Origin of the sequence: Pseudomonas marincola, from assembly GCF_900116605.1 — a bacterium.
GTDB classification, from domain to species: Bacteria; Pseudomonadota; Gammaproteobacteria; order Pseudomonadales; family Pseudomonadaceae; genus Aquipseudomonas; species Aquipseudomonas marincola.
The window spans coordinates 512,061-527,250 of record NZ_FPBC01000001.1 but is presented as its reverse complement, the minus strand read 5'-3'; the positions used below and the strand labels follow the sequence as shown (position 1 = coordinate 527,250).

Genomic DNA, 15,190 nt, shown 5'->3' with positions numbered 1-15,190 from the left:
ACCCTTATCAAGCAACAGGAGTGTGCTCCATGTTCAATCGTCTTGGTCGTGTTCTGGCGGCATCTGCATTAATTACCGGCTCCATCATGGGCACCGCGCAGGCGGCTCAGGAGTCACTGACGTTCGGCATCATCTCTACCGAGTCTTCGCAGAATCTGCGCACCTTATGGGACCCGTTTCTGGCGGACATGAGCAAGCAGACCGGCATGAAAATCAACGCCTTCTTCGCCCCGGACTATGCCGGTGTGATTCAGGGTATGCGCTTCGACAAGGTTGATGTGGCGTGGTACGGCAACAAGGCGGCAATGGAAGCTGTGGACCGTGCCGGCGGTGAAATCTTTGCCCAGACCACCGCCCTCAGCGGTGCGCAGGGTTATTACAGCCTGATGGTTGCGAACAAGGACAGTTCGATCAACAACGTCGACGACATGCTGAAAAACGCCAAGCAACTGACCTTCGCCAACGGTGACCCAAACAGCACCTCGGGTTTTCTGGTACCTGGCTATTACGTGTTCGCCAAGAACAAGGTCGACGCCAATACGATCTTCAAGCGCACCATGAACGGCAGCCACGAAGTCAACGCATTGTCGGTGGCTAACAAGCAGGTCGATGTCGGCACCTTCAACAGTGAAGGCATGGAGCGTCTGGAGATCACTGCGCCGGAGAAAGCCGCGCAACTCAAGGTGATCTGGACATCGCCGCTGATCCCGGCCGACCCGATGGTATGGCGCAAGAATCTGGATGGCGAAACCAAGGCCAAACTGCAGAAGTTCTTCATGTCCTACGGCGCCAAACCGGCCGAGAAGCAAGTTCTGGCCGCGCTGCAGTGGGGCCAGTTCCGCGCCTCGACTAACGACCAACTGCTGCCGATCCGCCAGCTTGAGTTGTTCAAGCAACGCTCCGAAATCGCCAACAACAGCAACCTGTCTGCTGCCGACAAGCAGGCCAAGCTGGACGCCATCGATGCCGAACTGGCAACCCTGGAAAAGCGCATGGCTGAGCTTGAAAGCAAGAACCTCAAGCAAGCCAGCTAATCAGTTACGTGTTAATGCGCTGCCATCAGGCCGGTCTCGAGCGACTGGACCGGTCTGATGAGTCACCTGTTGCACTTCAAGAGATGTACCTATGACAACACTCAACCCGGCTGTTAACGCTCAGGCTACAGCCAAGCAATCCTGGCTCAAGTTGTTCATGTGGGGCGGCGTTATTGCGTTGCTGGCGTGGTCCTGGAATGGCGCAGAAATGAACCCGTTCGGGCTGATTCGTGACAGCGGCAACATGGCCACCTTCGCCAGTGACTTCTTTCCGCCGGATTTCAGCCACTGGCACCTGTATCTGAAAGAAATGGTCGTAACCGTACAGATCGCCATTTGGGGTACGGCGATGGCCATCGTCTGCGCGATACCGCTGGGCATCCTGTGTTCCGAAAACATCGTGCCGTGGTGGGTTTATCAGCCGGTGCGCCGGGTGATGGATGCGTTCCGTTCGATCAACGAGATGGTCTTCGCCATGCTCTTCGTTGTGGCCGTGGGTTTAGGCCCGTTCGCCGGGGTGCTGGCGTTGTTCATCGGCACGGTAGGCGTTCTTGCCAAGCTCTTTGCTGAAGCGGTCGAGGCGATTGATCCGGGGCCGATCGAAGGTGTTCGGGCAACCGGTGCCAGCGCGCTGCAAGAAGTGATTTTCGGGGTGATCCCGCAAGTCTTGCCGCTGTGGATTTCCTATTCGCTGTACCGCTTCGAATCCAACGTGCGCTCGGCAACCGTGGTCGGCATGGTCGGCGCGGGGGGCATCGGGGTGATTCTGTGGGAGTCGATTCGTGGCTTTCAGTTTCAACAAACCTGCGCACTTCTGATCGTCATCATCGTGGTTGTCAGCGTCATCGACATCCTTTCCCAGCGCTTGCGCAAATTGTTCATCTGACCTGAGCGAGACGCCTTGATGCGTCCTTTTTTTGCCATGAACTTGTCTAGACAAATTGAGCCGTTATACCGCGAGTTGGCCAGCGTGCTGCGCGATGAACTGCAACAGTTTTGCCCGGGTGATTTGCTGCCCAGCGAAGTTCAATTGGCCGCGCGTTTTTCAGTCAACCGTCACACGTTGCGCCGCGCGGTGGATGAACTCGTGCTTGAAGGCCTGGTTCTGCGCCGTCAGGGCAAAGGCACCCAGGTTTTGGCCAGACCGCTGGTGTATCCGTTGCAGGCAAACAATGCGTTCAGCGATTCGCTGTCGGCACTCGGCCTGCGAGTAGAGGCGGTGTTGCTGGAGCGCAAAAAGCGCAAGGCCACGGGCGATGAAAGCCAGCGCCTGCAATTGCCCGAGGGCGCCATGCTTATCGAGTTGACGACCTTGCGCTTGCTCGACGAGCAGCCAGTCAGCCTGATTCGCCATCGCTTTTGTGCAAGCCACGCGCCAGCACTTGAGCGCTACAACGGCGGCTCATTGCGTGAGTATTTGCTTGAGCAATCACTCGGGCTCAACCGCACTTACAGCCTGATTGGCGCCCGCTTGCCGAGCCGTGAAGAGGCCGCGCAATTACTCATGCCGCTGCATGCACCACTGCTCAGCGTGCTCACTCTTTCCTGCGATACGGCCGGGCAACCGGTGGAGCTTGCGTTGTCCACCAGCCGCGCCGATCGCTTTCAGTATCAAGTTGCCCCCTGATGGAGACATTCACCATGCACAGCGACCCCAATGTCGCCAAGCGACAGCACTGGATGGGCGTTCTGGCCCGTGCCGCGCAACAGTTGCAACCCTATGCAGATGCTTTGAAAGACGCGCAATACAGCCACATTCGCCACCCGGAAATCGGCATGACGCTGGTGCGCGGGCGCATCGGTGGCACCGGCGAGGCTTTCAATCTAGGCGAGATGAGCGTCACCCGTTGTGTGGTTCGTCTTGAAGATGGGCGCATCGGTTTCAGCTATGTCAGCGGCCGCGACAAGCAACACGCGGAGTTGGCCGCGTTGGCAGACGCGCATTTGCAAGGCAGCCAGCAGCAACACTGGCTGCGCGAGTTGATCGAACCGCTGGCGGCACAACAGCAGGCTGGCAAGGCGGCACAGGCTGCCGAAACCGCAACCACCCAGGTGGAGTTCTTCACCCTGGTTCGAGGAGAAGATTGATGGTCCAGGCTCACAGCTCAGAATGGTTGCAGGCAGCCTTTAGTGATCCGGTGCTCGATGCACAGTTGAGTTTCAGAACAGCGCTCAAAGCCCTGGCCGAACCGGGTCTGGTACAGACCATGGATCGCGCACTGGAACTCGACAGTTTGCAGCCGGCGACTTATGCCCTGTGCCTGTCCTTTTTGGATGGCGACACACCTTTATGGCTGGCACCGCGTTTTGATACGCCGATGATCCGCGCCAATCTGGCCTTCCATTGCGGTTGCCCGATTGTTGCCGAACGCGAGATGGCACTGTTCGGTTTGCTCGATGAAAGCGAGTTGCTCGACCTCAGTGATTTCGACAACGGCAGCGAGCGTTATCCCGATCAGTCCTGCACGTTGCTGGTGCAGTTGTCCTCTCTGGATAACGGCCCTCAACTGCGCTGGCGCGGCCCTGGCATCAAGGATGTGCAGGCGGTCGAATTGCCGGTTCCTGCCGGGTTTTGGGCACAACGCAAAGCGCGCAGCAACTTCCCGCGCGGTCTTGATGTGTTCTTTGCCGCAGGCGAACACGTGATGGGTTTGCCACGCAGTACCCACGTTCTGCACAACAACCACGAGGAGGCTGCCTGATGTACGTTGCCGTTAAAGGAGGCGAGCGCGCCATCGACAACGCCCATGCGTTGTTGGCCAAGAAGCGCCGTGGCGCTACCGACATTCCCGAGCTGACCGTCGATCAGGTGCGCGAGCAAATGCCGTTTGCCGTCTCACGGGTGATGAGCGAAGGCTCGCTTTACGACCCGCAATTGGCCGCGCTGGCGATCAAGCAGGCGGCGGGCGATCTGATGGAAGCAATATTCCTCTTGCGTGCCTATCGCACCACGTTGCCGCGCTTTGCCTCCAGCATGCCGATCGACACCAGTGCCATGCAGTTGTCACGGCGCATCTCGGCCACCTTCAAGGATTTGCCGGGCGGCCAGTTGCTTGGCCCGACCTATGACTACACGCACCGCTTGCTCGACTTTGCTTTGCTCGCAGAAGGCGAGCAGCCTGGCCCCGAAATTGACCCGCAAGCCGCCATTGAGAAATGCCCTCGGGTGCTCGACTTTCTGGTGGATGAAGGGCTGATGAGCCGCGACGGCGACAGTTCGGCAGCGGTGCCGGACATCACCCGCGAGCCGCTGGAGTTTCCGGCCAATCGTGCCCAGCGCTTGCAGGCATTGGCGCGCGGTGATGAAGGTTTTTTGCTGGCGCTGAGTTATTCGACGCAGCGCGGCTACGGTCGCAATCACCCGTTCGCCGGCGAAATACGCATCGGCGAACTTGAGGTGTGGATCGAGCCCGAGGAGCTGGATTTTGCCGTGCCGTTGGGTGACATCGAAGTGACCGAGTGCGAGATGGTCAATCAGTTCATCGGCGGCAAAGGCATCGAGGCCCAATTCACCCGTGGCTACGGTCTGGCGTTTGGCTACGCCGAGCGTAAGGCGATGGGCATGGCGCTGGTGGATCGCGCATTACGCGCAGAGGAGTTCGGCGAGGAGGTACAAGGCCCGGCGCAGCAAGAAGAGTTTGTGCTGGCGCATTGCGACAACGTCGAGGCGGCCGGTTTTGTCTCGCACCTGAAGCTGCCGCACTACGTCGACTTCCAATCCGAACTCGAGCTGATCCGCAAATTACGCGCTCAGCCAGGCTCTCAGCAGGAGCAAACGCCATGACCTCATTGCACAACGCACAACAGCAAGCCGACAGTGGCTACAACTTTGCCTATCTCGATGAACAGAGCAAACGCATGATCCGCCGTGGCCTGTTGAAGGCGGTGGCGATTCCTGGCTATCAGGTGCCATTTGCCGGCCGTGAGATGCCTTTGCCGTACGGCTGGGGCACAGGCGGCATGCAGCTCACTGCGGCGATTCTGGGCCGCGACGATGTGCTTAAAGTCATCGATCAGGGCGCGGATGACACCACCAATGCGGTGTCGATTCGCCGCTTCTTCGGGCGCACCGCAGGCGTTGCAACCACTTTGCGCACGCCGGAAGCCACGGTGATTCAAACCCGTCACCGCATCCCGGAAACGCCGCTCAGCGCCGATCAGATCATGGTCTATCAGGTGCCGATTCCTGAGCCTTTGCGCTTTATCGAACCCTCTGAAAGCGAGACGCGCACCATGCACGCGTTGGGGGATTACGGGGTTATGCACGTCAAGCTGTATGAAGACATTGCTACCTTCGGCCACATCGCCACAAGTTACGCCTATCCCGTCACGGTTGATGACAACTACGTGATGGACCCGTCGCCGATTCCCAAATTCGACAACCCGAAACTGCACATGAGCCCCGCGCTGATGCTGTTCGGTGCCGGGCGTGAAAAGCGTTTGTACGCCGTGCCGCCTTACACGCGGGTCGAGAGTCTGGACTTTGAGGATCATCCGTTCGAGGTGCAGAGCTGGGAACACAACTGCGCGATTTGCGGCAGCGCCGATTCTTATCTGGACGAGCTGATTGTCGATGATGCCGGCAGCAAACAGTTTGTCTGTTCCGATACCGACTATTGCCTGCAACGCCGTGACCAGCAGCTATCCGGGGAGGGCGCGCAATGACCGCCGCCGTACGTGTAAATCGTGAGCTGGCAGCGCTCGAGCCGCTGTTTTCCGTCAACAATGTGAGCAAGTTGTATGGCCCGGACAAGGGCTGCCAGCAGGTTTCGTTCGACCTGTATCCGGGGGAGGTGCTGGGTATCGTCGGCGAATCCGGCTCGGGCAAGTCGACGCTATTGAGTCTGTTGGCCGGGCGTTGCCTGCCTGATGAAGGGCAGATCAGCTATTTGCGTGAAGACGGTCAACTGCTCGATCTGTATGCCAGCAGCGAAGCGCAGCGGCGCACTTTACTGCGCACCGAGTGGGGCTTTGTTGAACAGAACCCACGCGATGGTTTGCGCATGGGGGTATCGGCCGGCGCCAATATTGGCGAGCGCCTGATGGCGCAAGGCGTACGCAATTACGGCGAGCTGCGCGGTGCGGGTATCAGCTGGCTGAAGCAGGTGGAAATCGATCCGCAGCGGATTGACGACCTGCCGCGCACCTTCTCTGGCGGCATGCAGCAGCGCCTGCAAATTGCACGCAATCTGGTCTCCAGCCCGCGACTGATTTTCATGGATGAACCCACCGGTGGCCTTGATGTGTCGGTGCAGGCGCGCTTGCTCGATCTGCTGCGTGGGCTGGTGCGCGAGCTGGGCCTGGCCGTGGTTATCGTAACCCACGATCTGGCGGTGGCGCGTTTGCTCGCAGATCGGTTGCTGGTGATGCGCAACTCGCGCGTGGTCGAAAGCGGCCTGACCGATCAGATTCTTGATGATCCGCAGCACCCGTACACCCAGTTGCTGGTCTCCTCGGTGTTGCAGCCATGAGTCTCGCAGCGCCAACGCCCGGAATATCACGGCCCAGGACAGATGCCATGAATAACCTGATTGAAGTCACCGAACTGAGCAAGACGTTCACCCTGCACCAACAACACGGCATCGTGCTCAAGGTGCTGCGCAACCTGAGTTTTAGCGTGGAAGCTGGCGAGTGCCTGGTGCTGATGGGCAACTCCGGAGCCGGTAAATCGACGCTGCTGCGCACGCTTTATGGCAACTATCTGGCCGCTGGCGGCAGCATTCGTGTGCGTCATCAGCAGCAGTGGGTCGAGTTGGTGGGCGGTGCGCCGTTGCAGGTGCTGGATGTGCGCCGGCAAACACTTGGCTATGTCAGCCAGTTCTTACGCGTGATCCCACGTGTCGCCACGCTCGATGTGGTGATGGAACCCGCACTGGCGCGGGGCTGGGGCAAGGAGGCGGCCAAGGCGCGCGCCAGTGAATTGCTCACCCGCCTGAATATTCCGCAAACCCTCTGGCAACTCGCGCCCGGGACTTTTTCCGGCGGCGAGCAGCAGCGGGTCAACATCGCCCGCGGCTTCATGGTCGACTGGCCGGTGATGCTGCTGGATGAGCCCACCGCATCGCTCGATGAGCGCAATCAGCGGGTGGTACTCGAGCTGATCAACGAGGCCAAGGCCGCGGGCAGCGCATTGATTGCCATCTTCCATGACCGTCACGCACGTGAAGCCGTTGCTGACCGTTATCTCGACATGCAGGCGCCATGCACCGCCGATCAGGAGTTTGTTTATGCCGGTTGAAACGATACTCAGCAATGCCCGCGTAGTGACCGCCAATGAGGTCTTCGATGGCAGCGTGGTGTTGCGCGATGGCAAGGTATTCGATGTGCAGCCGGGTGTCAGCCAGGTGCCGGGTGCTGAAGATATGCAGGGCAGCTATCTGTTGCCGGGGCTGGTCGAGTTGCACACCGATAACCTCGAAAAACACATGAGCCCGCGGCCGGGCGTCGACTGGCCGTCGGCCTCGGCAGTGCTCAGCCATGACGCACAAATCATCGCCGCCGGGATCACCACGGTATTCGATGCCTTGTCGATCGGCGACATCAATCCGCGTGGCAAACGCATGCAGCAACTGCCGCAAATGCTCGCGGCGATTACGCAGGCACAAAGCCAGGGCAATACCCGCGCCGAGCATCGCCTGCACCTGCGCTGTGAAGTTTGTCACCCGGACGTGCTCAGCGTCTTCCGCGATCTGGTCGAAGACCCGCTGGTGCAGCTCGTCTCGGTCATGGATCACTCGCCGGGGCAGCGCCAGTTTGCCAAGGAAGCCAAGTACCGCGAGTACTACATGGGCAAATACCACCTTTCTGTCGCCGAGATGGACGCGTTCATTGAGGAGCAAATTGCCAACTCCAAGCAGTACAGCGACCTCCATCGTCAGCAGATTGTGCAGGAGTGCCATCTGCGCGGTCTGTCGATCGCCAGCCACGATGATGCAACGCTTGCGCACGTGCAGGAATCAGCGAGTCTGGGCATGGCCATTGCCGAGTTCCCTACCACGCTGGAGGCGGCCAAGGCCAGCCATTCGCTCGGCTTGAGTGTGCTGATGGGCGCACCGAATATCGTTCGCGGCGGTTCGCACTCGGGTAACATAGCCGCCGCAGAATTAGCCCGCTTAGGTGTTCTTGATATCCTTTCGAGTGACTACTATCCGGCCAGTTTGCTGCAAGCGGCGCTGCAACTTGCAGACCTCGACAACGACTATGATATAGCCAAGGCGATTGCCACGGTCAGCCTCAATCCGGCCCGCGCTGCCGGGCTGGATGATCGCGGTGAAATTCGTACAGGCTTGCGCGCTGATCTGGTTCAGGCGCGTCTGCACGACAAGCAAGTGGTGGTGCAACAAGTGTGGCGTCAGGCCAAAAGGGTGTATTGATGAGCGCCAGATTGATCTATCTGATAGGCCCCTCCGGTTCAGGCAAGGACAGCCTGCTCAATGCAGCACGCGTGCAGTTGAATGCGCGCGGCTGCAAGATCGCCCGGCGGGTGATTACCCGTTCGGCTGAGGCGGTAGGTGAAGATGCAGTCGCCGTTACGCTGGCAGAATTCGAGCGCATGGAGGCGGGCGGCGAGTTCGCCATGAGCTGGCGCGCCAACGGGCTGGCTTACGGCATTCCCAAGCAGATTGACGACTGGCTGATGCAAGGTCACGACGTGTTGGTAAATGGCTCGCGGGCATACTTGCCCGAAGCCTTGCAGCGCTATCCAACGCTGCTGGCGGTTTTACTGACGGTCGAGATGGACGTGCTGCGCCAGCGGTTGCTGGAGCGTGGGCGTGAGCCACTGGCAGAGATTGAGGCGCGTCTCGCACGAAATGCGCAGTTCGAGAGTGACATGCTAAAGCAGCACGCCAACCTGCAACTGTTGGATAATTCCAGCCACTTTGAGCAAACCGTAGAGCAACTGCTGGCGCTGGTGCAGCGCGCGCCCGCATGCGCCTGACCCTGCTCGGCACCGGTGATGCGCGACAGTTGCCGGTATACAACTGTGCGTGTGCTGCATGTAGCAGCGCACATTCAGACCCCACGTTACGGCGCGGCCCATGTTGCGCGTTGCTGGAGGTGGATGATCAGCGCTGGCTGATCGACAGCGGCCTGACGGACCTGGCCGAGCGGTTTGCGCCGCATACACTCAGCGGTATTTTGCAGACCCATTATCACGCCGATCATGCGCAGGGTTTGCTGCAGTTGCGCTGGGGGCAAGGGCTGACAATTCCCGTGCATGGCCCGGCCGATCCCGAAGGGTTGGCCGACTTGTACAAACACCCGGGAATCCTCGATTTCTCGCAACCTTTCAGCGCGTTCGAAGCGCGTACATTCGGTTGTTTAAAGGTGACAGCGTTGCCGCTGCAGCATTCGAAAATGACCTTTGGTTATTTGTTTGAAGCGCAAGGCCAGCGGATTGCCTATTTAACCGATACGGTTGGTTTGCCGGTGGCTACAGCCGAGTATTTACGTGGCGGGGAGTTGTTGGATTGGCTGGTGCTGGATTGTTCGTTGCCGCCGCAAGCGCATGAGCCGCGTAACCATAATGACCTGACGCGGGCGTTGGCTATTGTTGAGGATTTACGGCCGAAGCAAACGGTTCTGACGCATGTTGGGCATACGTTTGATAGTTGGTTGCTGGGGAATGCGTGGGCGTTGCCGGAGGGGGTGGTTGTGGCTAGAGATGGGCTGGTTGTTGGGAGGTGAGGTGGGGTTGGTTTTTTGAGGGGCTGAGTAAGGTTGAGTTGCGCTGATTTCTTTCGAGCATAGGTAAAGATTACGGCTTACGAAGACCATATAGCGTCGGGGAATTTCAGTCTTGAACGCTGGCGCTAAGCCTGGTTTTTTGGGCGTTCTCTGGTCACCTTTTCGCCCTTACGGCGAGTCACTTTTGCCAAGCGAAGCAAAAGTAACCCAAAATTCTATGCCCCTCCATTGGGCCTCGCTGCGCTCGGCTTCCCGCATTCCATCGTTGCTCCGTGGGCACGCCGCGATGGGCCGTCCTTGGCCCAGCGCGACTCTCGCAGCATCCATGCTGCTCAACCCACTGCACAACGATTACATTTGGCCTGCTGGCAAGGGGCGTTGGCGGTGTCTGGGCTATCGCGTACGAGAGTTGCAGGAATTCAGGTGAGCAGGTACAGCTTTGCTTGTAATCCTGCACAGCGAATTTTTCCCAAACAACTCGGTCATCTGGCCCGTCAGGAGGCTGAGTGGAGGTGGTGTGGAGTTGGGCATTTGGCAAGGACGCCAAATGAGCCATCAAGGGACAGGGACGTCCCTTGATGGCGACCAACGGAACGGCGCCGGAGCGAGGGAAGTTTTGCGCAGCAAAACCCGCATGCCGGGTGCGTTTTCTCTTTGGTTACTCTTCTCTTTGCGCAAACAAAGAGAAAGTCACTCGCCGTAAAGGCGAAAAGGTGAATAGAGAACACCAACAATGACGGCTTAGCGCCAGCGTTCAAAAAACCGAGAAGCCCCCAAAGGCAAAACACCCGGAGGATGGATAGCGGCGCGAAGCAACGCAATCCGTCGAACAATTTCGCAGGCGCCGATGCACCCGAGTGAACCCGTCAAATCGTCATGTCGGAAGCCGCGATGCGGATTCCAACCTCCAGCAGCCAACCATTCGAAAGTTCGGCGCACATCTCGAACCAGCGGAGGATGGATAGCGGCGCGCAGCAACGCAATCCGTCGGGCGATTGCGCGGGCGCCGATACAGCCGAGTTAACCCGTCGAATCGCCATGTCGGAAGCCGCGGTGCGGATTCCAACCTCCAGCAGCCAACCATTCGAAAATTCGGCGCACATCTCGAACCAACGGAGGATGGATAGCGGCGCACAGCAACGCAATCCGTCGGGCGATTGCGCGGGCGCGGATGCCGTCGAGTGAATCAGTTAGACCGTCATGTCGGAAGCCGCGACGCGGATTCCAACCTCCGCCCCATCGACAATTCAGCACATGGCCGCTTAATCCAACGGCAATTCCGTCGTGCGTTTGACTTCACTCATCGCAATATTCGAATGCGCTTCCTGCACGTGCGGGCGCTGCAACAAATGATCTCGCAAAAACCGCTCATAACTGTCGATGTCCTTGGCGATTACCTTGAGCAGATAATCCGAACTTCCCGCCATCGTGTGGCATTCCAACACCTCGGGATACCCGACAATTGCCTTTTCGAATTCGTCCAGATTACTGCGCCCATGCGCCGACAATTTGATGTCCACAAACACCGTGATGCTAAAACCGAGCAGCTTGTGATTGAGCAGCGCTACCTTGCGCTCAATCAGGCCTTCTTCCTGCATTCGGTTTATCCGTCGCCAGCAAGGCGATTGCGATAATTCGACCCGCTCGGCGATCTCGGCAGCGGACAAATCCGCGTTGTGTTGCAGCAGGCGCAAAATCTTGCGATCGATGCTGCTCAATTTTTCCTGCATGAATAGCCCTGAATATTTGTTTTTATTGGAAGGTTCATGCGCAGTATTAGCGTTTTGCCCTCAAAAAAGAAATAAAAAATCAGTACCGAGCAGTCATATTGTTGCCATGAGCCACCTGCAGTGATCCTGCGGGTGAGTAATCGGGAATACCTAGCCGTATTGCCCACAGGTCGCCTAAAAAAATAAAAGGAGCGCCCGCATGTCTCTGGCCGAGATCCGCCTGGATGACAAATACCGTCTTGCAACGGGTCATCTGTACCTCACTGGCACCCAAGCGCTAACCCGCTTGCCCATGCTGCAAAAACAGCGTGACACTGCCAACGGTTTAAACACCGCCTGCTTTATTTCCGGTTACCGCGGCTCGCCGCTGGGTAATCTGGACAAGAGTTTGTGGGAGGCCAAAAGCTTCCTTGAGTCCAACGCCATTCATTTCCAACCCGGTGTTAACGAAGAGTTAGCCGCCACCGCCGTGTGGGGCAGCCAGCAGACTTCGCTGTTTCCAGGGGCGCGTTACGATGGCGTGTTTGCCTTGTGGTACGGCAAAGGGCCGGGCGTGGACCGTTGTGGTGACGTGTTCAAACACGGCAACTCGGCCGGTGTTTCGCCCAAGGGCGGTGTGCTGTTGCTGGCGGGGGATGATCACGGCTGCAAGTCTTCGAGTATCGCCAACCAGAGCGAGCATGCGTTTATTGCCGCTTCGATTCCGGTACTCAATCCGGCAAACGTTCAGGAAATTCTCGACTACGGCATCATCGGCTGGGAGCTTTCGCGCTACAGCGGTTGCTGGGTGGCGCTGAAAACCATCGCCGAAAACGTCGACTCTTCGGCTGTGGTCGACGTTGACCCGCTGCGCATCAATATCAAGGTGCCTGAAGATTTTGATCTGCCGGAAGACGGTGTGCACATTTGCTGGCCAGATCCGCCGTTGGTGCAGGAAAAGCGCCTGAATACCTTCAAGATCTACGCGGCTCGCGCCTTTGCCCGCGCCAACAATCTCAATCCGCTGATGCTCGACTCGCCGAACCCGCGGCTGGGCATTATCACCACCGGCAAGTCTTATCTGGACGTGCGTCAGGCGCTGGAAGACCTCGGGCTGGACGACGAACTGTGCGCCAAGGTTGGCCTGCGCGTGCTCAAGATCGGCATGAGCTGGCCGCTGGAGCCGGTTTCGGTGCATGAATTTGCCGAGGGGCTGGACGAAATTTTGGTGGTCGAAGAGAAGCGCAGCATCATCGAAGACCAACTCACCGGCCAACTCTACAACTGGCCGGTGGGCAAACGTCCACGGGTTGTCGGTGAGTTTGATGAGCAAGGCCGTTCGCTGCTGCCTAACCTCAGCGAACTCACGCCTGCGATGATCGCCCGGGTGATCGCCAAGCGTCTTCAGCCGATCTACAGCAGCGCGCAGATTCAGTCGCGTCTGGAGTTCCTGGCGGCAAAAGAAGCTGCTCTGGCAGCGCCCAAACACACGACTGTGCGCACACCACATTTCTGCTCGGGTTGCCCGCATAACACCTCGACCAACCTGCCTGAAGGCAGCCGCGCGCAAGGCGGCATTGGTTGTCACTACATGACCCAATGGATGGACCGCAATACCGACACCTTCACCCAGATGGGCGGTGAGGGCGCGACCTGGATCGGCCAGGCGGCATTTACCGAAACCCCGCATATTTTCCAGAACCTTGGCGATGGCACCTATTTCCATTCGGGCCATCTGGCCGTTCGTGCGGCGGTGGCTGCCGGGGTCAATATCACCTACAAGATTCTCTACAACGACGCCGTGGCCATGACCGGCGGGCAGCCGATTGATGGCGAGCTGCGCGTAGATCAACTCAGCCAGCAAGTGTTCTTTGAAGGTGTGAAACGCATTGCGCTGGTCACCGATGAGCCGGAGAAGTATCCGGACCGCAGCACCTTCGCGCCGATTGTTAGTTTCCACCATCGCCGTGATCTGGATGCGGTGCAGCGTGAATTGCGCGAGTTCAAAGGCGTGTCGGTGCTTATCTACGATCAGACCTGCGCCACTGAGAAGCGTCGCCGGCGCAAGCGCGGCAAGCTGGTCGATCCGGCTAAACGTGCGGTCATCAACTCGGCGGTGTGCGAAGGCTGCGGCGATTGCAGTGTAAAGTCCAACTGCCTGTCGATCCTGCCGCTGGAAACGGAGCTGGGGCGCAAGCGCGAGATTGACCAGAACAGTTGCAACAAGGACTTCAGCTGCGTCGAAGGCTTTTGCCCAAGCTTTGTCACCGTGCACGGCGGCGCTTTGCGCAAGCCTGAGGCTGTAGGTGTTAATGCGCTGTTTATTGCGCTGCCGGAGCCCAAGCAACCGAGCCTGGAGCGGCCGTGGAATATTCTTTTGCCGGGCGTTGGCGGCAGCGGTGTCACTACAGTTGGCGCGTTGCTGGGCATGGCGGCGCACATTGAAGGCAAAGGCTGCAGCGTGCTCGACCAGGCCGGTCTGGCGCAGAAATTTGGTCCGGTAATCACCCACATCCGGGTGGCGGCCAAACAGGATGATATTTACGCGGTGCGCATAGCCGCCGGTGAAGCTGACCTGCTGCTGGGCTGTGATCTGGTGGTGGCAGCGAGCGAGGAGTCGCTGGCCAAGCTCAATGATCAGATTGCCTTTGCGGTGGTCAACAGTTTCGAGGCGGCCACAGCAGAGTTTACCCGCAACCCAGATGCTCAAGTGCCAGGCGCTGCCATGCGTGAGGCCTTGGTTGAAGCCGTTGGCGCGAAGAAAACCTGGTTCGTTGATGCAACGCGTCTCGCCACTCGCTTGTTGGGCGACAGCATTGCAACCAACCTGTTCATGCTCGGTTATGCCTACCAGAAAGGTTTCGTGCCGGTTTCAGCCGAGGCCATCAACAAGGCCATCGAGTTGAATAACGTGGCTGTGCAACTCAACCAGCGAGCGTTTCTCTGGGGCCGCCGCGCCGCACACGATTTGGCGGCGGTCGAGAAGTTGGCGCGTCCGGCTATTGCTGACGAGCCGATGGCCAAGACCCTCGATGAAATCATTGCCTATCGGGTCGAGCAACTGCGTCTGTACCAGAGCGCCGGTTATGCGCGGCGCTATCAGAAGTTGGTCGAACGCGTGCGCAAGGCTGATGTCAGTGAAGAGCAGCTGTTGAGCAAGGCCGTGGCGCGTTATTACTTCAAGGTGCTCGCCTACAAGGATGAATACGAGGTGGCCCGGCTGTATAGCGACGGTAAATTCGTCAAGCAACTGCAAGCGCAGTTCGAGGGCGATTTGCGACTTGAGTTTCACTTGGCACCGTCATGGTTGGCCAAGCGTGATCCGCTCAGCGGCCAGCCACGCAAGCGTCAATTCGGCCCGTGGATGCTTAAGGCTTTTGCAGTTTTGGCCAAGTTCAAATTCTTGCGCGCAACCCCGTTCGATCCCTTTGGCTACAGCGCCGAGCGCCGGGTGGAGCAGCAGTTGATTGCTGAGTACGAGCAAAGCATCGATGGATTGCTCAAGGTGCTCACGCCCGCCAATTACCGCACAGCCGTGGCGATTGCCGAGTTGCCCGAGTCCATTCGTGGTTATGGCCACGTTAAAGAGCAAGCACTGCTCAAGGCTCGTGAGCATGCCAAGCAGTTGCAGCAACGCCTGACCAGTGCCGAGATTCCTGCTGTTCAGGTCTTCGAACCCGCCGCTTGAGTGATGCATGAGGGCTGCCAGCGCAGCCCTCATGCTTTCTATTCAGCCTTCAATTTTTAACTTTATTGATT

15 protein-coding genes are annotated in these 15,190 nt (G+C 58.5%); 14 read left to right on the top strand and 1 reads right to left on the bottom strand.

Annotated features, from left to right (window positions below; genetic code table 11):
- The first annotated feature begins 29 nt into the window (after nt 1-29).
- The 13 genes from phnD (at nt 30) to BM395_RS02475 (ending at nt 10,907) form a co-directional block, all read left to right on the top strand.
- Nucleotides 30-1,034 carry a phosphonate ABC transporter substrate-binding protein gene (gene phnD / locus BM395_RS02540; RefSeq protein ID WP_069899372.1) on the top strand — a complete coding sequence of 335 codons (1,005 nt, stop codon included), beginning with the start codon at nt 30-32 and terminating at the stop codon, nt 1,032-1,034.
- Between the two features lie 91 nt (nt 1,035-1,125).
- Nucleotides 1,126-1,920, top strand: coding sequence for a phosphonate ABC transporter, permease protein PhnE (gene phnE / locus BM395_RS02535; RefSeq protein WP_090508765.1), 795 nt, complete (start codon nt 1,126-1,128; stop codon nt 1,918-1,920).
- 18 nt (nt 1,921-1,938) lie between these two features.
- Entirely contained in the window at nt 1,939-2,661 is a 723-nt protein-coding gene (gene phnF / locus BM395_RS02530; RefSeq protein ID WP_244528913.1) for a phosphonate metabolism transcriptional regulator PhnF, read from the top strand.
- A 14-nt stretch (nt 2,662-2,675) separates the two neighbouring features.
- Complete coding sequence (phnG, locus tag BM395_RS02525) at nt 2,676-3,122, top strand: phosphonate C-P lyase system protein PhnG (RefSeq protein ID WP_069899370.1); 447 nt, start codon at nt 2,676-2,678, stop codon at nt 3,120-3,122.
- The gene (gene phnH / locus BM395_RS02520) at nt 3,122-3,736 is read left to right on the top strand and encodes a phosphonate C-P lyase system protein PhnH (RefSeq protein ID WP_090508764.1); all 615 of its coding nucleotides are present in this window, start codon (nt 3,122-3,124) and stop codon (nt 3,734-3,736) included. The genes phnG and phnH overlap by 1 nt, the downstream gene beginning before the upstream one ends.
- A complete protein-coding gene (locus tag BM395_RS02515; RefSeq protein WP_090508763.1) occupies nt 3,736-4,818 on the top strand; it encodes a carbon-phosphorus lyase complex subunit in 1,083 nt (360 codons plus the stop codon). Before phnH ends, BM395_RS02515 begins: the two co-directional genes overlap by 1 nt.
- A complete protein-coding gene (locus tag BM395_RS02510; protein WP_090508762.1) occupies nt 4,815-5,699 on the top strand; it encodes an alpha-D-ribose 1-methylphosphonate 5-phosphate C-P-lyase PhnJ in 885 nt (294 codons plus the stop codon). Before BM395_RS02515 ends, BM395_RS02510 begins: the two co-directional genes overlap by 4 nt.
- Complete coding sequence (gene phnK / locus BM395_RS02505) at nt 5,696-6,505, top strand: phosphonate C-P lyase system protein PhnK (RefSeq protein WP_090508761.1); 810 nt, start codon at nt 5,696-5,698, stop codon at nt 6,503-6,505. The genes BM395_RS02510 and phnK overlap by 4 nt, the downstream gene beginning before the upstream one ends.
- Nucleotides 6,506-6,552: 47 nt before the next feature.
- Nucleotides 6,553-7,272 (top strand): phosphonate C-P lyase system protein PhnL, encoded by a 720-nt coding sequence (phnL, locus tag BM395_RS02500; RefSeq protein WP_090508760.1) that lies wholly within the window; start codon nt 6,553-6,555, stop codon nt 7,270-7,272.
- A complete protein-coding gene (locus tag BM395_RS02495) occupies nt 7,262-8,407 on the top strand; it encodes an alpha-D-ribose 1-methylphosphonate 5-triphosphate diphosphatase (RefSeq protein WP_090508759.1) in 1,146 nt (381 codons plus the stop codon). The genes phnL and BM395_RS02495 overlap by 11 nt, the downstream gene beginning before the upstream one ends.
- A complete protein-coding gene (gene phnN, locus BM395_RS02490) occupies nt 8,407-8,973 on the top strand; it encodes a phosphonate metabolism protein/1,5-bisphosphokinase (PRPP-forming) PhnN (protein WP_090508758.1) in 567 nt (188 codons plus the stop codon). Before BM395_RS02495 ends, phnN begins: the two co-directional genes overlap by 1 nt.
- A complete protein-coding gene (gene phnP, locus BM395_RS02485; protein ID WP_090508757.1) occupies nt 8,964-9,722 on the top strand; it encodes a phosphonate metabolism protein PhnP in 759 nt (252 codons plus the stop codon). Before phnN ends, phnP begins: the two co-directional genes overlap by 10 nt.
- Nucleotides 9,723-10,613: 891 nt before the next feature.
- Nucleotides 10,614-10,907: a hypothetical protein gene (locus tag BM395_RS02475; RefSeq protein WP_141124071.1), complete on the top strand. Its 294-nt coding sequence runs from the start codon at nt 10,614-10,616 to the stop codon at nt 10,905-10,907.
- A 77-nt stretch (nt 10,908-10,984) separates the two neighbouring features.
- Here the strand turns inward: BM395_RS02475 and BM395_RS02470 are convergent, their stop codons facing one another.
- Nucleotides 10,985-11,452: an Lrp/AsnC family transcriptional regulator gene (locus BM395_RS02470; protein ID WP_069899361.1), complete on the bottom strand. Its 468-nt coding sequence runs from the start codon at nt 11,450-11,452 to the stop codon at nt 10,985-10,987.
- Nucleotides 11,453-11,651: 199 nt separating this feature from the next.
- On the opposite strand from BM395_RS02470, the gene BM395_RS02465 reads away from it, so the two are divergent.
- Nucleotides 11,652-15,119: an indolepyruvate ferredoxin oxidoreductase family protein gene (locus BM395_RS02465; protein WP_090508755.1), complete on the top strand. Its 3,468-nt coding sequence runs from the start codon at nt 11,652-11,654 to the stop codon at nt 15,117-15,119.
- Nucleotides 15,120-15,190 lie beyond the last annotated feature (71 nt).